The 20,092-nt window shown below is 62.4% G+C and carries 21 protein-coding genes and 1 pseudogene; 7 read left to right on the forward strand and 15 right to left on the reverse strand.

What is annotated here, in order from left to right; genetic code table 11:
* Nucleotides 1–18: 18 nt before the first annotated feature.
* The gene (locus JMF86_RS25885) at nt 19–1,683 is read right to left on the reverse strand and encodes an ABC transporter ATP-binding protein (protein ID WP_011548453.1); all 1,665 of its coding nucleotides are present in this window, start codon (nt 1,681–1,683) and stop codon (nt 19–21) included.
* A 234-nt stretch (nt 1,684–1,917) separates the two neighbouring features.
* On the opposite strand from JMF86_RS25885, the pseudogene JMF86_RS25890 reads away from it, so the two are divergent.
* Nucleotides 1,918–2,299: pseudogene (locus tag JMF86_RS25890) on the forward strand (GNAT family N-acetyltransferase); the annotation flags it as partial.
* 264 nt (nt 2,300–2,563) lie between these two features.
* On the opposite strand, the gene JMF86_RS25895 reads toward JMF86_RS25890, so the two are convergent.
* Nucleotides 2,564–2,935, reverse strand: coding sequence for a helix-turn-helix domain-containing protein (locus tag JMF86_RS25895; RefSeq protein WP_011548455.1), 372 nt, complete (start codon nt 2,933–2,935; stop codon nt 2,564–2,566).
* A 134-nt stretch (nt 2,936–3,069) separates the two neighbouring features.
* Between JMF86_RS25895 and JMF86_RS25900 the strand changes: the two genes are divergently transcribed.
* Together JMF86_RS25900 and JMF86_RS25905 are read left to right on the forward strand one after the other, a co-directional pair.
* Nucleotides 3,070–3,471, forward strand: a complete 402-nt coding sequence (locus tag JMF86_RS25900; RefSeq protein WP_011548456.1) for a hypothetical protein — start codon at nt 3,070–3,072, stop codon at nt 3,469–3,471.
* Between the two features lie 78 nt (nt 3,472–3,549).
* Nucleotides 3,550–4,014: a hypothetical protein gene (locus JMF86_RS25905; RefSeq protein WP_011548457.1), complete on the forward strand. Its 465-nt coding sequence runs from the start codon at nt 3,550–3,552 to the stop codon at nt 4,012–4,014.
* A 162-nt stretch (nt 4,015–4,176) separates the two neighbouring features.
* On the opposite strand, the gene JMF86_RS25910 is transcribed toward JMF86_RS25905, so the two are convergent.
* The 3 genes from JMF86_RS25910 to JMF86_RS25920 all read right to left on the reverse strand — a co-directional run bounded on the left by JMF86_RS25910 (nt 4,177) and on the right by JMF86_RS25920 (nt 5,694).
* Nucleotides 4,177–4,902 (reverse strand): class I SAM-dependent methyltransferase, encoded by a 726-nt coding sequence (locus JMF86_RS25910; protein ID WP_041489426.1) that lies wholly within the window; start codon nt 4,900–4,902, stop codon nt 4,177–4,179.
* A 121-nt stretch (nt 4,903–5,023) separates the two neighbouring features.
* The gene (locus JMF86_RS25915; protein ID WP_011548459.1) at nt 5,024–5,443 is read right to left on the reverse strand and encodes a type II toxin-antitoxin system VapC family toxin; all 420 of its coding nucleotides are present in this window, start codon (nt 5,441–5,443) and stop codon (nt 5,024–5,026) included.
* A complete protein-coding gene (locus JMF86_RS25920; protein WP_011548460.1) occupies nt 5,443–5,694 on the reverse strand; it encodes a type II toxin-antitoxin system Phd/YefM family antitoxin in 252 nt (83 codons plus the stop codon). Before JMF86_RS25920 ends, JMF86_RS25915 begins: the two co-directional genes overlap by 1 nt.
* A 184-nt stretch (nt 5,695–5,878) precedes the next feature.
* Here JMF86_RS25920 and JMF86_RS25925 point away from each other — a divergent pair, with 184 nt between their 5' ends.
* The 4 genes from JMF86_RS25925 to JMF86_RS35120 all read left to right on the forward strand — a co-directional run bounded on the left by JMF86_RS25925 (nt 5,879) and on the right by JMF86_RS35120 (nt 9,391).
* Nucleotides 5,879–6,880 (forward strand): hypothetical protein, encoded by a 1,002-nt coding sequence (locus tag JMF86_RS25925; protein WP_011548461.1) that lies wholly within the window; start codon nt 5,879–5,881, stop codon nt 6,878–6,880.
* A 221-nt stretch (nt 6,881–7,101) separates the two neighbouring features.
* The gene (locus JMF86_RS25930; protein ID WP_011548462.1) at nt 7,102–7,692 is read left to right on the forward strand and encodes a DUF4410 domain-containing protein; all 591 of its coding nucleotides are present in this window, start codon (nt 7,102–7,104) and stop codon (nt 7,690–7,692) included.
* Nucleotides 7,693–8,270: 578 nt separating this feature from the next.
* Nucleotides 8,271–9,080 carry a TlpA disulfide reductase family protein gene (locus JMF86_RS25935; RefSeq protein ID WP_011548463.1) on the forward strand — a complete coding sequence of 270 codons (810 nt, stop codon included), beginning with the start codon at nt 8,271–8,273 and terminating at the stop codon, nt 9,078–9,080.
* 113 nt (nt 9,081–9,193) lie between these two features.
* Nucleotides 9,194–9,391 carry a hypothetical protein gene (locus JMF86_RS35120; RefSeq protein WP_226292390.1) on the forward strand — a complete coding sequence of 66 codons (198 nt, stop codon included), beginning with the start codon at nt 9,194–9,196 and terminating at the stop codon, nt 9,389–9,391.
* A gap of 196 nt (nt 9,392–9,587) precedes the next feature.
* Here JMF86_RS35120 and JMF86_RS25945 read toward each other — a convergent pair whose 3' ends face one another.
* From JMF86_RS25945 to JMF86_RS25990, 10 genes are all read right to left on the reverse strand, one after another.
* The gene (locus JMF86_RS25945; protein ID WP_011548465.1) at nt 9,588–10,643 is read right to left on the reverse strand and encodes a relaxase/mobilization nuclease domain-containing protein; all 1,056 of its coding nucleotides are present in this window, start codon (nt 10,641–10,643) and stop codon (nt 9,588–9,590) included.
* 1 nt (nt 10,644) lies between these two features.
* Nucleotides 10,645–11,049 (reverse strand): hypothetical protein, encoded by a 405-nt coding sequence (locus JMF86_RS25950; RefSeq protein WP_227745913.1) that lies wholly within the window; start codon nt 11,047–11,049, stop codon nt 10,645–10,647.
* A 120-nt stretch (nt 11,050–11,169) separates the two neighbouring features.
* Nucleotides 11,170–12,183: an LPD7 domain-containing protein gene (locus tag JMF86_RS25955; RefSeq protein ID WP_172593273.1), complete on the reverse strand. Its 1,014-nt coding sequence runs from the start codon at nt 12,181–12,183 to the stop codon at nt 11,170–11,172.
* A 74-nt stretch (nt 12,184–12,257) separates the two neighbouring features.
* Entirely contained in the window at nt 12,258–14,105 is a 1,848-nt protein-coding gene (locus JMF86_RS25960; RefSeq protein WP_011694470.1) for a PriCT-2 domain-containing protein, read from the reverse strand.
* A complete protein-coding gene (locus JMF86_RS25965) occupies nt 14,102–15,814 on the reverse strand; it encodes a type IV secretory system conjugative DNA transfer family protein (RefSeq protein WP_011694469.1) in 1,713 nt (570 codons plus the stop codon). The genes JMF86_RS25960 and JMF86_RS25965 overlap by 4 nt, the downstream gene beginning before the upstream one ends.
* Nucleotides 15,811–16,185 carry a hypothetical protein gene (locus JMF86_RS25970; RefSeq protein WP_226292393.1) on the reverse strand — a complete coding sequence of 125 codons (375 nt, stop codon included), beginning with the start codon at nt 16,183–16,185 and terminating at the stop codon, nt 15,811–15,813. The genes JMF86_RS25965 and JMF86_RS25970 overlap by 4 nt, the downstream gene beginning before the upstream one ends.
* Nucleotides 16,178–17,329 carry a P-type DNA transfer ATPase VirB11 gene (virB11, locus tag JMF86_RS25975; protein WP_041489428.1) on the reverse strand — a complete coding sequence of 384 codons (1,152 nt, stop codon included), beginning with the start codon at nt 17,327–17,329 and terminating at the stop codon, nt 16,178–16,180. Before virB11 ends, JMF86_RS25970 begins: the two co-directional genes overlap by 8 nt.
* Nucleotides 17,326–18,549, reverse strand: a complete 1,224-nt coding sequence (virB10, locus tag JMF86_RS25980; RefSeq protein WP_011548472.1) for a type IV secretion system protein VirB10 — start codon at nt 18,547–18,549, stop codon at nt 17,326–17,328. The genes virB11 and virB10 overlap by 4 nt, the downstream gene beginning before the upstream one ends.
* Entirely contained in the window at nt 18,542–19,366 is an 825-nt protein-coding gene (locus JMF86_RS25985) for a TrbG/VirB9 family P-type conjugative transfer protein (protein ID WP_011548473.1), read from the reverse strand. The genes virB10 and JMF86_RS25985 overlap by 8 nt, the downstream gene beginning before the upstream one ends.
* Nucleotides 19,363–20,067, reverse strand: coding sequence for a virB8 family protein (locus JMF86_RS25990; protein ID WP_011548474.1), 705 nt, complete (start codon nt 20,065–20,067; stop codon nt 19,363–19,365). The genes JMF86_RS25985 and JMF86_RS25990 overlap by 4 nt, the downstream gene beginning before the upstream one ends.
* Between the last annotated feature and the right edge of the window lie 25 nt (nt 20,068–20,092).

Here is a 20,092-nt window from a genome sequence, read left to right on the forward strand (position 1 = left end):
GCCGTCGAGACCCGGGCATCAGGCCGGCACGCGTGCCGCGCCGAGCCGCACGACCTTGTCGGTCGGCCCGATGACCGAGCGCCGGTGCGTGATCGCGATCACCGTGACGTCGCGGGCCAGCAGCCGCACGTGCGCCATGATGTCGCGCTCGGTGGCTTCGTCGAGCGCGGAACTCGCCTCGTCGAGAAACAGCACGGTCGGATTGCCGTACAGCGCGCGGGCGATCGCGATGCGCTGGCGCTCGCCGCCGGACAGTTTCAGTCCGCGCTCGCCGACCGTCGTGCGGAACCCGTCCGGCAAGCCGTCGATGAACGGCAGGATCGCGGCCTTCGCGGCCGCGTCGCGCAGGCGCTGCGCATCGCGCGGGCGGCCGAGCAGGATGTTGTCCTCCAGGCTGTCGTTCAGCAGCACGATGTCCTGCGGCACGACGGCCACCGCGCCGTACCAGTCGGCGCGATCGATCGTCGCAAAATCAACGCCGTCGACCAGAATGCGACCATCGGTCGGCTCGATCGATTTCAGCGCCAGCTTGAAGACGGTCGACTTCCCCGCGCCGGTTTCGCCGACGACGAACGTGATGCCGCCGCGCTCGGCCACGAAATCGACGTCGCGCACGCCGCGCCCGTTGCCGTATGCATAGCCGACGCGCTCGAACACGATGCGCCCGTCGCGCGGCGCGAACGCCGACGCGTGCGACACCTGCCGCTCCTCGGGCGCCGTCCAGAGCGCGGTGAACGGCACGAGTGCGGCGCGGGAGCGCACACTCTCGTCGATCGAGCGCGCGAGCATGTCGAACGGCAGGTTCAGTTGCAGCAGCAGCGTGTTGAACAGCACGATGTCGCCGATCGACAGCGCGCCGGCCGCATGACGCGGCAACAGCAGCCAGAACGTGACCGAGAACTGGATCGCGAGGCCGAGCCCCAGCAGCGCGAGAAAGCCGACATGCTGCATCACGTACGCGCGCCAGTTATCGCGCTCGGCGCGCGCCTTCTCCGCGAAACGCTCGCTCATCCAGCGGTGGCTGCCGAAATGCCGGAGCGTCTCCATCGCGTTGATCGCGCCGCCGACGAACCGCGCATTGTCCTGCCCGGCCTCGATCGCGCGATCCAGGTACACCCGCGAGCGCCGCGCGGAAACGATCGCGATCGTCACCGCGATCGCGCCATACGCAGCGGTGATGGCCGCCACTTCGAGGTTGATCATTGCGCCCAGCGTGACGAGGGTGAAGACGATCTGGAGCGTGCCGGGGATCAAATCCATCAGCGCAAGCTGCACGAGCACCGCCAGCGCGCGGCTGCCGCGCGTATTCGCGCTCTGGATTTCGGTGGGATTGTGTTCGACGAAGAACGCCGTGGTTTTCTTCAGGACGCGCTCGAAAAAGCGCGTGCTGGTGATGAATCCCAGATTCCCGGACGTCATGAAGGCGAGGTACTGCACGACGCGTTGCAGCGCGCTGGACAGGCCCAGCAGCACTGCGTAGACCACGAAGCCCGCCATGAGCGCGTGCAGCGCGCCGCGATGCGACAGCGCGTCGATCAGGCGCGAGAACAGATACGGAGCGGCAACGGCGGTGGCACTCGACAGCACGACGACGGCCGCAACCGTCAATAACATCCAGCGATCGGCCTTCCAGTAGGCGCGCAGCACCTCGGTGATTGGATTCGGTGCGTGGTGTTCGTTCATGGCGCAATGGACCGGGGCGCGGCCCGGATGGCGACAGGCGGCCAAAAAGTCTAGCAGACTGAAAGAAAGCCCACCGCATCGTTCGGGCTGCACGACGGTAGCCGCATGCAGTTGCGCTGTGACATCAGAAAACGCGAGCACCGCGGCCCCCCATCGTGCCCCTGCCCTCTTGTCGTTGCGCCCCGCGACCGGTCTGGCCGGCAACGCTCTTCCCTCCTCGAAAGGCTCACGAACATGAACGTTGCCGATACCGGCCCGACCGTACGCGTGGTTGGGAGTAGACGACTACGATGAATGGCTGCCGCAGTGGGATCACAACCGCTTCTATAGCCGCTTCGACGCCACACGCGCTACCGCCGCACATCACGTAGCTCACGTGGTCGCGCTTCTTCGACGGCTACGAACCGGTGTACGCGCTGGTCGTGCAGCGTCACTGCAGGCCCGTCGGGTTCGCGCGTTCCCTGTATACGGCCGCAGCACGACGCACATCGGGCCGTCCTGCTATCTGCAGGATCTGTCCACGCTCGACAGCGAACACGGCAAAGGTGTCGGCCGCGCACTGATCGAAGCCGTGTACGACGCCGCGCGCCGGCATCGTGCCGAACGCGTGCACTGGCTGGCAGCCGCACGTGACGGATCACATAGCGCATCGACGACCCGCCACGTACACCCCGACCGTCGGGCGGACATGGCTTCACGACCCCGGGTAGCCCGCGGGATACAAATTCGTCCTTTCACCGGATTTTTGTATCCTCGGGGACACCATTTCGATGTGTCGGTTTTCGTTGCCATTAATGGGTCGTAACATTTCTCCTGACCGGCCATTCCCCTGCTCTGCAGCGTCAAACGTCGGCTATACATTCCCCGCACGTCCAACGAATCAAACGTCCTCGGCCTCCCCCGACGCCTGCCCCGTCCCCGATCGTTCCGTCGGCGTACCGTTGATCGCAGCCACGAGCGCCAGCACCCCGCGCCTTTCTCGCGGCTTCAGTTCTCGAAAGCCCGCGAGGAGCAGTTCTTCGTCGCCGGTTAGCGCCAAAGTTCCGGGGTCCGACGGGCGACCGGTCAGCAGATACTGAACGTCGACGCCAATCTCAGCAAGTCGGGTCAGATAGCTGGCATCCGGAATCCTCGAGCCCTGTTCATAGTTGGACTGAGCCTGTTTCCGAACACCTCCTGCCTCGCCGAATTCGGCCTGGTTCATTTGCAGGCGTCGTCGCTCCTGCTTCAAGCGAAGCGAAAAGGAATTCATTTGTGGATTTTCTGTTGACATGAACTCATTTGTTGACTATCGTTTGCATGTACTCAGTTGTGTCTCGGGATGGACAAGAGCACTGAGAAGCTCCGGCTCCTGCCTGCAGACGATCTCGATGCATCGGAGGACTCATGCCATTCACGTACGAAATCTGCGGCGCACTCCCGGTCGTCGGTAGCTTCCGACGCAATCACGCACAGCAGTTCGCGCAGAGCTTGGCCGCTTCCGCGACCGTCTACTGCGTCACCGATGCCGTCACGCATTCGGTCATGATCCGCCTTCGCGGTGCACTTACCGATCAAGAGGTCGCCTCCATTGAAGGTAAATTGAAAGAATTCTCCCGGAAGTGGGCCCGAACCGCCGCCGTATTCAGTCGCATACGGTTCGGGGAACAATCTCTCATGCCCCTCACGCCGGGCCGACAGGTCGAACAGTTGCAGGATCCGGCGAAAGAATACGTACGGCATCACGCGTCTACGCCGCCACATTCTGATACTCAAAACACTCAGGTACTGGGAGCTCCGCTCGGATGATCCGCCTAGCCTACCTAAAAGCTGAGATTCTCGACCCAATCGGGACATTGATTTCACCCCAACCTCTGGAGGTTCGCAATGGAAGAGCCCGCACCGTACAGCCTCTCAGGTGCACTGTCCGTCCAGGACGACTTGGACGATGAGCAACTCGATCGGGTATCCCGGCACCTGAGCGGTATCGCCAGCGTGTACGTGAAACACGACACCGTCGCGCATACCGTTTCGTTGTGCATCTCGGGTACGTTGATGCGTGACGATGCGCGTTACATCGAACAACGCATCGAACGCTTCGCCGAAGAGCATGCTCGTGCGGCCTCTATTCTACTTAGCGAGTGGAACGGCGTGACGAGCGAGCTTGTTGTCGGAATGAACTGGGACGCCCAGTGCCTCATCAAGCTGGCAGCGATCCAGGAACAACTTGGAAAGCTCCCGGAACGATATTTCGATTTTCTCTTGCGACTGGAACCCGCAGGTGCACCAGCGCGTGGCAAGCAGTTCTTGTCTGTTTCGATCGAGACCAGCGACGATCAGCAGGTTGTATAACGCAAGTTCAGCGTTGCGGACACGCTGCGAGTATAAGATGTCGAGGTGCGAAAGCACGGTGCCGACTCGCGCTCGTTCAGCATAGGTGCGCGCGATGAGTCGGTCACACATTCGAATTGAAAATCGCGCGAAGCATCCGCGTCGCCTATCAGTCGCACGCGCTCAACGCAATGGCCGAGCCTTGATCCACAGAAACAGCGGCACGCGCGCCCACTGCTTCAACTGATCCGTATCGGCATGATCGGGCGGCGGTTCGCGCAACGACACGATCGCGAACCCGGACGCTTCCAGCGCCTCCATGTACGCCTGCAGCGGCAGCGACCATCCTGCAAAATGCATCGACAGCCCGTCACGCGTTTCCATGCCGTCGAAATGCTCACGCCCGAAATAGCTGCCCGTCAGCACGAACGGCGCATCGGGCTGTGGCCCGGCAAAGGCGCCGCGATCGCGGAACGGATGCACGATCGAGATGAATAGCGTCCCATCCGGCTTCAGCACGCGGCGCGCCTCGTTCAGCGCGCGCGGCATGTCGTCGAGATCCATCAGCACGTTGTACGCCATCACGAGATCGAAGCTGGCCGCGTCGAACGGCAGCGCCGCCGCGTCGGCGAGTTGATAGCGATGCGCGGAATCCGCGTGGCGCGCCGCGTCGAGCATCGCGGGCACCGCGTCGCTCGCGGTCACGTCGTAACCGAGCGCCTTCAACTCACGGCTCACGCGGCCTTCGCCGCAGCCGACCTCCAGCGCGACGCCCGTGCCGCGACCGATGTAGGCCGCGAGCCCCGCGCGATATTTCCAGAACGCATCGTGGCCCGGCTTGCCGGCCCAGCCAATCCATTGGTCAGCGACCCGCGTCCAGTGTTCGGTAATGGCTTTCGTGCCGGTCATGCGTGCTCCCGATCGGTCTGCGTCGTTGGCCCAGGATGCGCATGGTAAGCCGAAGCGAATCGACGCGCGCTTGCATGCAAGCGGCATCCGATTTCCCTCGTGAGCAAGCTGGTTGTTTCGCTCAATCCCACGGATTCAGGATCGCGACACCGGTTTCAACGAAATCGGCAACGTTGCGCGTCACGACCGTCATGCCGTGCACGATCGCCGTGGCGGCAATGAGCGCGTCCCGCTCGGATCGCTGGTCCGGCACATGGAGCCGTGCGCATCGTTGCGCGACAGCAGTATCGACCGGTAACACGCGACCAGCGAACTCGGGCAGGACTTGCCCGTCAAGCCATGCCCTGAGCAGCGCGCCCTGCTCCGCATCTCCGCGCTCGATCTGCAAGACACCTGTCTCCAGCTCCATGATCGTGATCGCCGAGACAAACAGCACCGACGCATCGACGGTCGAACACCAGGCTGCCACGTTCCTGTCCGCCTTGCCCGCCCGCACTTTCCGGAGTTCCGAAACCACATTGGTATCGAGAACGAACATCATCAGAAATCGACCTCCTTGATCTTGACGTTCGCGCGCGGCGGGTCGAATTCGACGTCCTCGACACCTGGCATGGCGAGCGAGTCGGCAATGTTGCGCTGCTGCCGGGTGAGACGCTGGTATTCCTCGAAACTCAGCAACACGTGGGCAGGCCTGCCGCGGTCGGTGATAAACACGGGGCCGTCCTTTGTCGCCTTCTTTGCCTTGGTCACGTCCTGGTTGAGCTCACGACTCGAGAGTGTGGTGATGGTCACGATGAACTCCTGGAAACCATATATGTAGGTATGTTACTACAATATATGACTGCGTGTTATTCCTCACGCTGCGCGGCGGGTTCCTCGCGATACCTGTAGCAACGTCCTACAGTTACGAGAAACGCCCCGCACCGCCGCGCATCGCCCCCGCTCGACGATGCGCATCCGATTCCGAGGAAAGTCCATGCCGAGCATCCTGGCCCCCGCCAATCTCCCCGCGAGCCCCGTCGCGGCGGAAACGCGCATGGTGCACGATGTGGCGACGCTCAAGCTGTCCGACTACCGTTCGGCTGATGGTGCGTCGTGGGTCATCTCGACCATCACGCCGGCAGCGGACAGCGGAGCGAACGTCACCGGCACGACGTATTTCGACACCGCGAAAGGCCAGACCGTCCCGGTACCCGACGCGCGCCGCCGCTATGCGAATCGCGGCATGTGGCAGGTCGTCGCGAGTTCGAGCCCGGCAGTGCCCGCGACGGGCCGCTACGACTGGCTCACGCTCGCGTGGCTGCCGATCAACCGGCGGCCGCTGCCGCAAACGCCCGAGCATCTGTATTCGCCGTTCATTCGCGGCGGCACGATCGTCTATCGGTGGAATCCGTCCGCGGAAGGCGGCGAGCAGTTCGGCAACGTGCGGATGATCTTTCCGGAGTGGACGCAGCAGGTGGCCGATGCGTTGCGGTCCACGCCCGCCGCGGTGCAGGACCGCGCGTGGTCGGCCCCGCAACCGGCGCTCGACCGCCTGAAAGCCGACACGAACCCGATGACCGCCGTGCTCGACTTCGGCGATGCGCTGCGCGACGAACCGGTGGAACGGATCGTTGCAGGGCTGCCCGCGCTGCTGCGGGTGAAGGACCGGCATGAACTGTCGGCGATCGTGTTCCTGTGCCTGTCCGCGCCGCGCGCGGAAGACCGGCCGCGCTTCGTCGAAACGATCAACGCGTCGATCGCGGGCACCGACGACCGCGCCCGCCTGCTGGCGATCGCGTATGGCGCGTTCGCGGCGGGGCGGACGCAACCGGTTCCGTTCCGCGACGGCGCGCAGAGGGCGCTCATCGACGATGTATTCGGCGCACTGAAACAGCGCACGATGGCGCTCGGTGTGCCGGTCACGCAAGGCTCGCCGTGGTACGAGTTCTTTACGGCGTATCGGCTGGGTGAAGCGGTGTCGGGCAACGGCCAGTAATCGCCAGCCAGGAGACGCCGCCGCGCAAGCTATAGCGAATCTCCACCGCCGTTCATCACGCACTGCCCATTATTTCGACCATTCCTCGGTGCAATCGCGCCGCGTCGACCAAACACCGCATCGATTTTCGATCTATTCGACGATTTGAATGGAATCGCTCCGTGCTAGATTCCCGCTCGGCCACAGAGCCCATTCCAATAACCTCAATCAAAGACCAAATCATGAAATCTCTTATCCGCCATGCCGCTCTGGCATTCGTGACGATCGGCTTCCTATCGGGCTGCGCCAGCAGCGTGACGCGCGACGCCAGCGATACGGCCGGGGCCGCCGTGACCGCATCGACGACCCCATTCGGCAAGAAGCCCGTGATCGTGACGGTCACGCTCGACAATGCCGCGCAGGAAGCGTTGAAAGACAACCTGAAGTTCGACGCAAAGAAACTGCAGGAGAAAATCGAACATGCACTGGACGCACGCAAGCTGCTGGCCAAAGCGGATGCAACCGATGCGATGCACCTGAACGTCGAAGTCACCGGCATTCGCGTGCGCTCGAGTTTCTCGGCCGTCATGTTCGGCTTCATGGCCGGCAGCGATTACGTCGACGGCACCGTCACGTTCACCGATGCCGACAATCACCCGGTCGACCACTTCAAGGTGTCGGCGTCGTATGCGCTCGGCGGTATCGCCGGCATCGACAGCATGCGTATGGACTGGCTGTACGAGAAATTCACCGAGAAGACGCTCGCGACGCTCGATCCGACGACCGCCGCCACGCAAGGCGACGCGGCACCGGCAGCGTCGAGGAAGCTGTAAAGCCCGCCGCCCGACGGATCGCGGATGCGCGGCCCGTCGGGCCATGGCGGCAGACCCGGTGCTGCCATCAACGCACGGCCTCGCCGGTCGCGAACCGACCATCATGCGTCCTGCAATGCGCGAGTGAATGCCCTGTGCTCGCATCTGGCAGCGGTCCTATTCCGTTAAATCAGCCGATATGCATCGGAGTGCGGCCGCGCCCACCGACCGCCACAAGGCATTCACGCGCGCACGCATGACAACAAAAAAGCGGCCGCTCGCGAGCGGAGCGGCCGGCAAGGAGAGATCCCTAGGCGGGATACCGGTGGACACCACACCAAACCGGTCTGCGTATTGTTGATGAACGGTATGCCGTTGACCATCAGACTGGTCTGATTCGCTGCAAGCTTGCGTGAACATCACGCCCTCGTGAGCTGCCCGGGGCACCCATCGCGACCCGCAATACGCCGTTACGTTCTTCGACGGAACCCCCATACGCGACAACCGGTCGAAACGCCGCACGACCGTCGAAGGCTTGAGCACTGCGACGGCCCACCAGCTCTCCTGTCCCGCTCGATCACGTCCATTCTTCCTATTTCATGCTGAGTATCGGTCCCTTCTCGATCCGCGTCGCCGCGGTAGCCGTCGCCGCGCTGCTGGCGTGGCTCGTCGCGCGCGTCATCCAGCGCCGTCCGCCCGACGGGCATCACAAGAGCGCGTCGAGCCTGATCCTCGACGTGCTGCTGCTCGGGTTGATCGCCGCGCGCGTCGGTTATGTCGCTCAATGGTGGCCGGACTATGCGGCGTCGCCGCGCGCGATCGTCGCGCTCGGCGATGGCGGCTTCGACGCGCGCATCGGTATCGCGGCCGCGCTGGTGTTCGCCGGCTGGCGCTTGCGTCGCCTGCCGGCGCTGCGTCGGCCGGTACTGGCCGGCATCGTCGCCGGCCTCGGTGCGTGGGGCATCGCGCAAGGCACGCTGGCGACGCTGCAGCGCGGCGCGCCGCCGCTTGCCGCGATGCCGCTCCAGGCACTCGATTCAACGCCCGTGTTGCCGGCGGGCTTCGTCGGCAAGCCGGTGGTCGTGAACCTGTGGGCGACGTGGTGCGCGCCGTGCCGGCGCGAGATGCCGATCCTCGAACAGGCGCAGCGCGACCATCCGGGCATCACGGTGCTGATGCTCAACCAGGGAGAAAACGCGCACGCCGTGCGTGCGTTCCTCGAGCAGCAGAGCCTGCGTTTCGATCACGTGCTGCTCGATCCGTCGCTGCACGCGATGCATGCGTATGGCTCGCGTGGACTGCCGACCACGCTGTTCTTCAACGCGAAAGGTGAACTCGTCGAATCGCACATGGGCGAGCTGACCGCCGCGCGCCTGAAGGACGCCATCACGCAGCGCTTCGGGCAGTAATGCCCGGCGGCGGACCAGAGGCGACGCCGCTTCATCACTTCCGAGCTTCGAGCGCGACCCACCGGTACACGAAGACCGATCCGATAGGCCTCGTCGAAAGCGTCAGCGCGATCGTGTCCAACTCGCGCAACGGCCTGCACATCGGCTGGGAGACGGATGCCTTCGCCGTATCTGTATGTGGCACTCCGCCTGATGCCACCGCCGATGTGGAATCCGCCCACGCCGAAGGGCTCGACATGAAACCGCGTGACTTCGACGCCAGGCCAGAGCATGCGCGAAAGCAGATGCAGCGCTGCATGCGTGAACACTGACGGCGCCAGTCTACGTAGCGAACCGGTCAGGCCGACGGACGCCATCACGTTACCCAGTGCCCATCACCCGCGCTACCACAATCGCACGACGCCCGTGAACCAACGGCGTGTGCACACGAATCGCCGTTCGCGGCGGCATACGTCATGCGTGCAGAATCGCGCACCCGACACCCAAACACGGCTGACGGAAAGGCGATCAGTCTCGGTCAAATAGCGGATCCGGTTCGGGTGGCCTGCCATTAACACTGCGCTGTTTACCCGTGAAGCGGGCAATATACCTGGGCTCATTCGAGCGGTCACGATGTGAGCATGTGGTGGCCGGGTCGAGTCGGGTAGCGCCGGGCTCCAATTGCCTCGCCGGCATGTGCTGCACAAAATCCACAATAGCCATTGCCATGGTTCGGTCTTCAGGGACACCGGAATGGGCCAATGCTTGTGCGACCCCACGCCAGACTGCCAATGTTTCGATATGCGCATCCCATAACGCCTTTTCTGCCCGCACATCGAGCACCGATCGGTAAAAACGCGGGGCAACTCCACGAGACTGCATTCGTAACACGGCCTGCGTCGGAAAGCGTTGTGTCTCACCGCGAGCCAGCCTCGGCGTTGCGTTCGCATCGACCCCGTGTTCGCGCAACTGGCGCGCAAACACCTCGCGCCATGTACGCAGATCCCGCTTGCGCGGATTCAGACACCGCCCGTCAGGACCACGCACCCGAACACACAAATGGACGTGCGGATGCGGTTGGTCATCGTGCTGTGCGAACACGTACAATCGTCCGTCGCCGAATATCTCGCGCGCGAACGCCCTTGACGCCTCTCGGACGGCCGCGCGGTCCGTGCCCGCGGGCATTGATAGCATCAAATTAAAGGTTTCCCGACGCCGGCTCTCTTCCGGCATCCCCCAACCACCCCACCGCCATTCGTCAAAAAGGTCCTGCAAGGCAGCCTCCCCGACCAATACGCGCGCGTCCTGGTCTTCCAGCTCGACATGACCATCGCGTGAAATATATTGCAAGTGTCGACGCACCGCACCCATGCCCTGTGCGCCTGACGCTTTGTTGGTAATCTTGACCATGACCTCGGGCGCGCGTCGAAGCGTCAAAGCCAGCCGTTCGCGTAGACGCCGCGCATCGCGCGGCAACGCCACGCCTGGCAGATGCGGGGCGCGCACATGCCGCAGCGGCTCGTGAAACAGTCGATCGCCCCAGTTGACGAGCAGCGCATCGACGTACTGTCTGGGAAACGGCATATCAACGGCTCCATCGGTCCAGGTTGGTTTGCAGCAACTGTGCGACAAAACGCAGATGTGTAAGGATCATGGCGCGCGCGTGCTCCCACTCGGGCACGTGGTGGCCCTCGCCCGTGTTGCGCGCGAGCTCACCCAGCCGCGTACGAATCGCAGCAAGCTGCCGATTCGATTCCGCAAGCAGCATCATCTCCCGATTTCCCAGTTGCGGTTCTCCGGTCAGATGGGCGCGAATTAACGCAGCAATCCATCGATTGGCGGTGAACCCCTGCACATGTGCCAGCCCTTTGATACATTCCAACTCGGCCGGCATCAGACCCACGCCGATCCGTACAAACGGCTCGCTCGGCGTCGAAAGTATTGCGGCCGTGTCCGGCGGGTCATGGGCAATGTCCAGTGCTTCGGCCACGAGCCGCCTGATGCCCTCACCGGCGCTCACCCCGTTCTGCGCACATCGTGCCTGCCACAAAGGCTTTAGCGCACCCAGTTCGACCGCAATGCGCGCTCGGTTTCGCGATCCCATGTTCGTCTACCGTTCGCCAGGTGACGGCATGGCGGGCGCGTGATTGATTTCTCGCGACGGGGCAGACGATTGCTGGGGTTCGTCCTTTTCCGCTCGCGCGGAAGGAGCCGTCGGATCGAACACGCGAGGTCGGGGAAGCTCGACGCCCTCAGCGTGAAGCGCGTCGAGCATGCGCACAGCGCGACGCTTAACACGATTAACCGAACGATCACTGAAACCCTGCTCGCGCATAGCCGCCACAATCACGGCGAGCTGAATCTCATCGTCCAGCGATCTCGAGTGGCGCACCGGTGCGCCCATGGGACGGTCTGGACTTTCGTCGCGGGCCCCCTCAGGCGTTGCAGTCGTCGCTGCTTGCGGCTGCAACCCAGGACGCTCGGAGTCGCGATCGCGTGTGTGTTCCGTGGGCGCGTTCAACTCAGAAAGACGCGCCAGGTCGGCAGGCTCCGGTGTGTACCCGCTTACCTCAATACCGATTGAAACGGCCTGCAGCCATACTTCGCGGCAAAAGGCGTCGTGCCCCGACACGCGAATGCGCGTCCACGCCTTCGCCTGCACCATATCCATCATGGAAGCAACAATGTCTGTACGAGTTTGCATCGTGACGAGATATCGCCCCCGATCCTCGAACGCCAGCGGGTACGGGGCCTCCTTCAGGAAATATTGACTGCCGGCGCGCAGGTAGCTTCGCCTAACTCGCTCTGGCGCGTCGGCGATTTCCGTGAACTTCGGCACCGAATTTATCGCGCCGGGATCGGACACACCATCCGTGCCTGCATCGTCACGCCCCGCCTCGAAGCGGCTGCCGCCAGCCTGCTCTCGTAGCAGGGCGCGCGCCGCATCAAACTCGCTGCGCCGACGCGCAAGCATTGCGAGGTAGCCGAATTGTTTTGCCGGAAAGTGGTCCGACGGACGGCGTCGCGCTATGTCGACGTCCGCAGTCCATTCAGGCTCGATGGCGTTCACGGCGAAGTCCGCACTGGGTGCGAAAAGCGCCGGCGACTGGGTATCATCCATCATGTACCTCACCGGTTATGCGTCGCGCAATGCTCAGCTGCGCGGCGTCACCGTCCATATTGCGCATGACCGAATCGCTACCGCTGCGGGTCATCGATCTCACCACGCCCGTCCACGCGTGACCTGGCTTGCGCGAGCGCGGCCGCACGTGCGGCTTTCACGCGCGCCCATGACGCTGCACGCAGCGCATCGAGCTTCACGTCCATGTCGTCGAGCCCCATTTCCCGCGCAGATTTTTTCAGCGAGGCAACCGCCCGCTCAAGCTGATCGCGGGCCCGGTCCCACGGGTAGAGCTTCGCGCGCTCACCTTCGTAGACGATCTGTACGTCTGCGCCGTTTAGGCGATGGTGCTCGTCCATCCACCGTAACCGGTCCGACGCGAATGTCATCTTTCCCTTCGCATGAAACACCACGCTGCGTGGTGCCACCTCTTGAACAAGGAAATGCTCGGTATTGAGCACCTCCCCGCGATAGGGACCTCCATTCTCTCGTGGTGTGGACATCCTCAGTACAGACCCAAACCGCCGCTCGGCCGCCATCTTGACCTCCGTGGGCACGGCGTCGAGCCCGTATATGAGTTCGCCCATCGCATGACGTGGCCCCTGGTTCGAATGCTGCCCGTCGTCCGTGGTTTCGGTGACTGGGCTCGCCGCCGGTTCGTGGGTGAAAGCCAGTTTCCCTTCCTCCGGAGTACCAGATGGCTGCGTCGACGCGCAATCACCGCCCGAGCGGTCGGCCTCGGCGTGCCGGCGCACGTCGTCCGCCCCCGTGCCGTTGTCCGTCTTCCTCGATCCCATGTCTGCGTCTCCCGTCAAGTAAAACGACATACCCTCGGTTTGCGTCCGGCTCGCCTTCGAGTCAGCCGATGCAGGCGTCGGCGTCTCCAGTACCGCACGCCGCAACAGCTCGCCGACCGCCTCCGTTCCGTCGAGCACCGCCATATCGTTAAAGTCGGTCGGCAATTGATCCGCAATATGCGCCCCTGATGCGAACCTAGGAGCGACCAGTCGTGCATGGGCACCGCGCGCCGCATGCTCCGCATGCGTAAATCCAGCACCGAAATCGGCCAGAATCACAAGCACATCCTTCGGGTGCTGCGCGCGCCATACCGTAGCCACTTTGGATAAATTTCCGCTCGACAAAGCCGCAAGCGTGTACCACCCTGTCGCCTGCCATGCCGACACGGCAGTCGCCACGCCCTCTGCAATCAGCACCGGCAAGCACGCGTCGCGTCGACACTGTTCGGGCGTAACCGACCACCAGCCTCCCGCCTTCGCACCGCCTGCCAGCGATGATTTACGCCCTTCGCAATCGATCAGCTCGAGTGTCGAAATCTGATGACCGATACGAACAGGCACGATCAACACACGTCCCACGAGAGCGGCGTCATTGGATTTCGGGGCGTATCCGAGCAGCACATGCAACTCTTCTGCTTCAAGCTCGCGCAGGGTAGGCAACGGCGCAATCTGCTTGCGCACCAGATAAGGATGGTCAGGTGCCACCGGCCGTGCCCAACGCCAGATACTCAGCGCATCCCGAGCGACCGCGGCGCGGCGCGCCCGGCGCTTGCGCTCGAGTGAGGCGTCGGCGCCCACAATGGGGGCATGCGCCGACGCGGACCGCGCCGCGCGATCGCCAAACGCGCGCGAGCCGGCCAGATCGAACCCATGCTCGCGGGCCAGCCAAAACAGCGACGCAAGCGTAATCGCCCCACTTTCGCTCGCCGAGCGCCATGTCGCACGCGCCGATCGTGCATCGTAATTCGGCGCGGTCTGGCTCCATGCATCCCACAGCTCAAAACCTGCCTCGCCAAGCCCATGCTTCACGGCGAACGCCATGTCGACCCATGTCGTATAGTCGTCAGCCGGAATCGTCGCCAAAGCAGTGCGCACTCGATCCGCCTCACTGATATATGCAACGCTCATTGAACACCACCACTTGCCCGGGCGACGGGGCTCGGGTCGCGCTTGCGCGCGCCCGTCTCAGTATCAGTCATGCCATCTTCGCCGCGCGCCAACCGACGTCCGGCGCGCGCTACGTCCTCGGCCGGCACGCCCAGCAGCGTGAAATGCCGATCCACATACGCGGCTGCCTCCTCGCAACTGACATTGTCCAGCGCCTGCGGCAGCTCGCGCGGATCCCAGGCGTGTACAAGTTCCAGATAGTCCGCTCGCACATGCGTCAGCTCGCCCGTCTGTTCATCGACGTCGTCATCGCTCAGTTCGCGCAGCCGCTGCTCGATTTGTGCACCAAATCTCACGAGATCGAGTGCAGGCACCGCTGGCGCGTCCATTACCCGTGAAGTAAATGCACGATCGCGCCAATAGCAGATCCGGTCTGCCAAAATCGGCTTGGTATTTTCGAGAAGAATGATTTCCTTGTCGCGCGCGAGCTCCTTGATCTCCTGCGGCAACATCAGCGCACGACGTTGATCGGAAAAGCTCTCGCTCGCACCGCCGCGCGCACCGAACATGCCATTCGATCGGCTCGTGGTGCGCGATCGCTCCGTGCGCGTGCCGAGCATCTCGGAGTAGGCATTGGCGTCCTTCTGTTCGCGCGGGGCGAAAAGAATCTGCATCGCATGATTCGTGACAATGGTCCTCGCGTCAGCTCGGCCATACACAGACTCGAGCTGCGAGTCGGACTGCACGATCGAGAGTAGGCGCAGGTTGTAGCCCGCCATATAGGCCACCGCACGCGCGATAATCTGGATTTTTCCGATTGCCGTCATCTCGTCGAGCAGCAGCAGGCATTGATACTTCAATGCCGGATTGTCCTCTGCCAACTCCTTCGTGTTCAGATTCACGAGCTGCGAGAACATCAGATTCATCAGTATCGCCGCCTCACTTAAGTGATCGGGCGTCACGCCAAGATATACGGACATCTTGCGGCGTCTGACGTCTCGCAGATCAAAGTCGTTCGCGCTCGTCGCCGCGTCAACAATCGGGTTGGCCCAGATCGTCAGTGGCGCATTAAAAGTGGCCAGAATGCTCGCCAGGACCTTGTCGTCATTCGCGAGGAATCGATTCAGTGCATCAATACAGGCGCGGCTCAAGTACTGTCGATGCTGTATAAGCATCCGGTTCAAGTAGGTTTTGACCGGCTGACCATTTCCCGACGATTGCCGCAATACCTCGCCCATTGTGATCGGGTAGTCGGGCACCCCGCTCGCGCCAGCACGACGCGCCTCACGCAAATCGCACAGCAGCAGGACCAGTCCCAACAGAAGGTTGCGTGCCTGGTCTTTCCAGAATTCGTCATGCCCGCCGGCCGGATACAACACATAACCGATCGCCAGAATGTCGCCGACGCGAAACATGTCGTCTGCAATGACCGACAACGGGTTGTAGCGGTGCGTGCAGCCATCTTCTGCAAACGGATTGAACAGGTACACGGCTTGTCCGTGCGCGCGCCGAAAGCCTGCCGTGAGACGAAAATTTTCCTGTTTGATATCAAGCACGACCACGGAGTCGGAATAGCTCAGCAGATTCGGGATCACAATCCCCACGCCCTTTCCTGAACGAGCGGGCGCGGCAAGTAGCACGAATTGCTGACCGGCAAAGCGCAGATAGCGGCCACGCCAACGGCCCACCACAAGCGTCGGTTGAGACTTCGCGGGTGCAATCTGTCTCATAACAGCCCCGCCCGACGAATCTCCGCATCGTTCGCAAAGCGCGCGTCGCCATACAAGGGTCTGCGGCCTGCTTGTTCCAGCCACGTATACACGGCAAGCGCAGGGCCGCCGAAGGCGACAAGCAACCCCATGAGGCCCGCACCGGCCACACGTCTCCCCATATTCGGAAAACGGCCGTCGTACCATGCCACTAATGCATCAAGCCACGTTGACCAGCTTGCGCGAATGGGATTGCGGTGCATGCTTGCATATAGCATGCACGAGGCTAACCATTCGGCTGCGGCCAATCCGACGTATATCCCGATCGTGATGGCAAGCGTAAGAATCGTCACACGCCACACTGGAGCAAGCGTCCCGGACATGTCATGCATCGCAGCACCTCTCGGTTGGGTCAAACTCGATGGCAGCCTTCTCGCGCGGGTCGAACCAGACTTCGGTCATCGCCCAGCGTTTGCCGACCTGCACACCGTGTGAGTCCAATACGGGCTGCGCCTCCATGTGAGCGATCACGTCGATGGTCAAGCGCAGCACACGCTTGAGCGAAGCAATGTCCCAGGCGGCTGCCTCGGGATGCTCCTTCGCCATGAGCGCAAAACGCTCGATGGCAATGCCCGCACTGGACGCATGAAAACTCGTCATCGAGCCGGCGTGCCCGGTGGTCAAAAGCTTCAGGAAGTCGTACGCTTCCGCCCCGCGGAGCTCGGCAAGCAACACCCGGTCGGGACGCATGCGCATGGCGCAGGCAATCAAATCTGCAGGCGTTATGTGTGCGCGCCCCTGAGCGCCTTTGCTATAGAGGAGATGGACGCAGTTTTCGAGATGCCGAATGAACAGCTCGCGTACGTCTTCGATCGTCACGATGCGCTCGGTTGCGCTCAGGTATCGGCACAAGCTGCGCATAAAGCTCGTCTTGCCGGAGCCCGTGCTGCCGACAATGACAATATTGCGGCGTGCTCGCACGGCGCTTTCAAAGAAGGCGGAAAAATCACGCGCTTCGAGCCGCTCGACGAGCATCCGATCGGCTCCGCGCAACGCTAGGCCTGTCTTGCCGAGACCGTCAACGTGTCGCCAAACCGTGTCCTCAAACATGCCATCGGCACGATGGCACTCAAGCGTCTTTTCATCCGCGCTCGGGCGCCTGATCGTGATCGATACCGTCCGCGGCGGAACCACGGGCGGCACCACGAGTTGGAGGCGCGCGTTATCCGGTAATAGCGCGGAAAGCAGCGGATGCTCGGTCGAGACGCCCTGATTCGTCAATGTGGCAATCGCCACGGCGAACGCCATGAGTCGTTCGAAATCAAGCTCCGGTAAATCGTGTGCCTGCCACCCCCGATGGGTCTCTGTCAGAATACGCTGCGGTCGGTTGATTACGAGCTCCGTTACCGCTTCGTCGGCGAGCAACGGTGCGAACGAACGCATCAGCTCCGTCACCGACGCATCATCGGGCAATACCGATATTGTCTCGGCTACGCGATCGGTTTGTGGCTGAAGTGTTGCCTTGCATGCCTTCATCGCACCCCCTCCGGCTCCAGTGCATAAACCGAGCTGAAGTCCAGATCGCGAGCAAGGACAATCGTAAACTCGGTACCCTGATGTTGCTTGAGCGTCGGGGCAATATTGATGGTCTGATCGAGTACGCGTGTGGCCATGTCGCTGCCTTGCGCCTGTGTGTTCTGGTAGACAATCGTGCCGTTGCCATTGCCCCCGCGCGTGGCCAGATAACCGATCGCATCGTGGCTCAGTCCGAGCATCATCGCCGCGCCCACGCGCGCGCCCCAGTGATTCTCGATCGATCCATCCATACCCATGCGGCCCAGCGCGTCGGCTACCGGTGAATCGATCTGTACGGCTACCCCGTGCGGCGTAGCAATTCGTGCTGACAGAATAAATACACGTCGTTGCCCAGGCGCAAGATTCGCGCGATATTCGCAATTAATTTGCGAGCCGCGCTCGATCAGCACCACGCGCCCGTCGTCGGAATAGACATTACGTGCGACCGTGCAAGTCGATATACCCGCCTGGGTGGAATCGAACGCGGTGTCGCCCGCGCAATCGATCTTCGTGCCCTGAGCGAGTAGCAAACTGCGGTTGCCAATAAACGCTGCCATCACCTTTGGCATGCGCGTCGGCGTGAGCACCTGAGACAGTGGCTGTGAGAAGGGTTTCGCCCGCTCCTCGGCCATATCGGCAGTCGCATTCGACGGCTGCTGGTCCGCATGTACGGGAAAAATACTGGGGGAAGCTGACTCACTCTCGCTCGCGTCTGCCATTTGCCCATTGCTGGCCCCCACGGCAAGCAACGGCGCGTCGTAGTAGCTGCGTAACGGAGCAGCACGATCACTGGACGGCGCAGGCTGTACCGCGGCCGGTGCTGGCGCCGGTATAGGCATAGCAGCAGCCGATGCAGGCTCGGCAAGTGCCGGCACCTCGTCGAACACCTTTTCGTGTGCGCCTCGCGCATGGAGCGCACTGCGGCGCGCACGCGCAGCCTCGTCTCGGTGAGCGAGCACACCATGAACTGTCCAGACCGCGCCTATTAGCGCAAGGACAATGATCGCGAGCGGTACTAGCCAGTTGATGAACGATCGTCGCCCGAACCCATCCAGGCTGGGCATGCCGCGATCGAGCATGACAGACGATTCGGATCCCGTATCTGTATCCATATCTGCCGAGCTGTTGCGACGGATCCTGTCGTCCGTCGCTGCGCCGTTGGGCGAAGTGTCCTCAGTCATGTTCGCGACTCCGCAGCGTGCGGCGCACGCCGTCGACCGTCACACCGTGCCGCGGCGCGACGCCATCAATGTCGAATGCGTCGTTCCACAAACCAACCGCCTCATCGCCCAGACGCAACACGAGTCGGCGAGCAAGCTCATGGACGACCACCACATCACGGTCTATGTGCTTGTCCACCACGCGTTCGGTGTCATCGTCCTCGATTCGGAAGATCGCGGGTATACGACGATTGTTGGGGATTCGAATGTACGTAAAGCGACCGTCGTCCCATACTGCGGACGGTGCGATATCCTCTGCATGTGGCATGACCTGCATCGAGTACGCGGCGTTACGCACGACGGACGGCTGAGACAGCCGTTTCTGCAAACACGCCAAGCGCGCGGCAATAGACGCATCCGACGCAGCGGTGTCCGGATACACGAAACTTACCCGGTACATCTCGTGCGCGTTGCCAAAGCGTGCTTTCAGGGGCAGAACGAGAAGATCAAAGCTGTAGCTGCGCCGATCGGTCCGGACAATCAGATTCGTGTCATGAGCGGCGAGTTTCGGCTTCAGATAAACGTCATGGTCTCCCCGATTGGCTACCACATACCAACCGTCGCGGTCCCCTGGCGCAACCACAAGAATGTGCTCGGTCGGATCCAGCTCGACGTGGGTGGCAAAGCCGCGCTGCGCGATAATGCGCACGACTTCGTCCGGCACATAACGCACTTTGCGCACCCTGGCATCGTGCGTCCAGTCCGGCATGACGTGTGCGTCGACTGCTTGCGCCGCAAAGCACGCCAACAGGATCGCCATGGTCGCGAGCGTCTTCATCGGCCAGCTCCTGCACCGGGCTGTGGAGCAGGTGGCGTATCCTCCGCATCTCGGCTGTACGCCGTCACCTTGAAGCCGAATGGATTTTCGATGGCCGAACGTTCCCGCACCAGCACCGTGGGGCGGTAGGTAAAGGCGAGCGTAATCACAAAGCGCTTTGCTGGCTCACCGGTATCGATGCCGTTCTTGCGCACCGTTCGCTCGAGATGCACGACAGCATGTCCCGGCTCGTCGGGCACGAGCGTCGTCGACACTATTCGGGTGCGGTATTGAACTGACGCGCCCAGTTGCTGATCCAACGCGTTCGGACCGCTATAGATTTGACGATATGCGCGCGCGACCGATTCGTCGCTCATATCCAGGACACGGTCATAATCCATTTGCAACAGTCCCCAGTCGTAGCGCTCGCGAGTGCGTACATAGACTTCGACCCAGTGCTTATCTTCGATCTCACGCAGCGGCACGTGTTTTGCGTCGAGCACCTCGATGAATTGCGCCTCGCCGGTGAGCTTGTTCACCTCGATAGGCAACGGCACCACGCGATAAAACGGCATCATCACGGCAAGCGCCGCTACCGAACCGATCGCAACAATAACGGCGGCAAACGCCACTTGCCATGCGCGACGTTCGGAGCATGCCTGCAATGCGGTGAGCGACGCCTCAAAATCAAGCGCACGCCGATAATCGCTTTGATCGTTCACGGACAAGCTCCATCCAGCCGCAGGT

Source organism: Burkholderia sp. E168m15, from assembly GCF_016586105.1.
GTDB classification, from domain to species: Bacteria; Pseudomonadota; Gammaproteobacteria; order Burkholderiales; family Burkholderiaceae; genus Burkholderia; species Burkholderia orbicola.

Coding starts and splice junctions, on each gene's coding strand:
- JMF86_RS25970 (WP_226292393.1), bottom strand. CDS start 16,185: ATGCATGACATGTCCGGGACGCTTGCTCCAGTGTGGCGTGTGACGATT.
- JMF86_RS25955 (WP_172593273.1), bottom strand. CDS start 12,183: ATGATGGATGATACCCAGTCGCCGGCGCTTTTCGCACCCAGTGCGGAC.
- JMF86_RS25910 (WP_041489426.1), bottom strand. CDS start 4,902: ATGACCGGCACGAAAGCCATTACCGAACACTGGACGCGGGTCGCTGAC.
- virB11 (WP_041489428.1), bottom strand. CDS start 17,329: ATGAAGGCATGCAAGGCAACACTTCAGCCACAAACCGATCGCGTAGCC.
- JMF86_RS25935 (WP_011548463.1), top strand. CDS start 8,271: ATGCTGAGTATCGGTCCCTTCTCGATCCGCGTCGCCGCGGTAGCCGTC.
- JMF86_RS25930 (WP_011548462.1), top strand. CDS start 7,102: ATGAAATCTCTTATCCGCCATGCCGCTCTGGCATTCGTGACGATCGGC.
- JMF86_RS25885 (WP_011548453.1), bottom strand. CDS start 1,683: ATGAACGAACACCACGCACCGAATCCAATCACCGAGGTGCTGCGCGCC.
- JMF86_RS25965 (WP_011694469.1), bottom strand. CDS start 15,814: ATGAGACAGATTGCACCCGCGAAGTCTCAACCGACGCTTGTGGTGGGC.
- JMF86_RS25895 (WP_011548455.1), bottom strand. CDS start 2,935: ATGAATTCCTTTTCGCTTCGCTTGAAGCAGGAGCGACGACGCCTGCAA.
- JMF86_RS25985 (WP_011548473.1), bottom strand. CDS start 19,366: ATGAAGACGCTCGCGACCATGGCGATCCTGTTGGCGTGCTTTGCGGCG.
- JMF86_RS25915 (WP_011548459.1), bottom strand. CDS start 5,443: ATGATGTTCGTTCTCGATACCAATGTGGTTTCGGAACTCCGGAAAGTG.
- JMF86_RS25905 (WP_011548457.1), top strand. CDS start 3,550: ATGGAAGAGCCCGCACCGTACAGCCTCTCAGGTGCACTGTCCGTCCAG.
- virB10 (WP_011548472.1), bottom strand. CDS start 18,549: ATGACTGAGGACACTTCGCCCAACGGCGCAGCGACGGACGACAGGATC.
- JMF86_RS25945 (WP_011548465.1), bottom strand. CDS start 10,643: ATGCCGTTTCCCAGACAGTACGTCGATGCGCTGCTCGTCAACTGGGGC.
- JMF86_RS25925 (WP_011548461.1), top strand. CDS start 5,879: ATGCCGAGCATCCTGGCCCCCGCCAATCTCCCCGCGAGCCCCGTCGCG.
- JMF86_RS25960 (WP_011694470.1), bottom strand. CDS start 14,105: ATGAGCGTTGCATATATCAGTGAGGCGGATCGAGTGCGCACTGCTTTG.
- JMF86_RS25900 (WP_011548456.1), top strand. CDS start 3,070: ATGCCATTCACGTACGAAATCTGCGGCGCACTCCCGGTCGTCGGTAGC.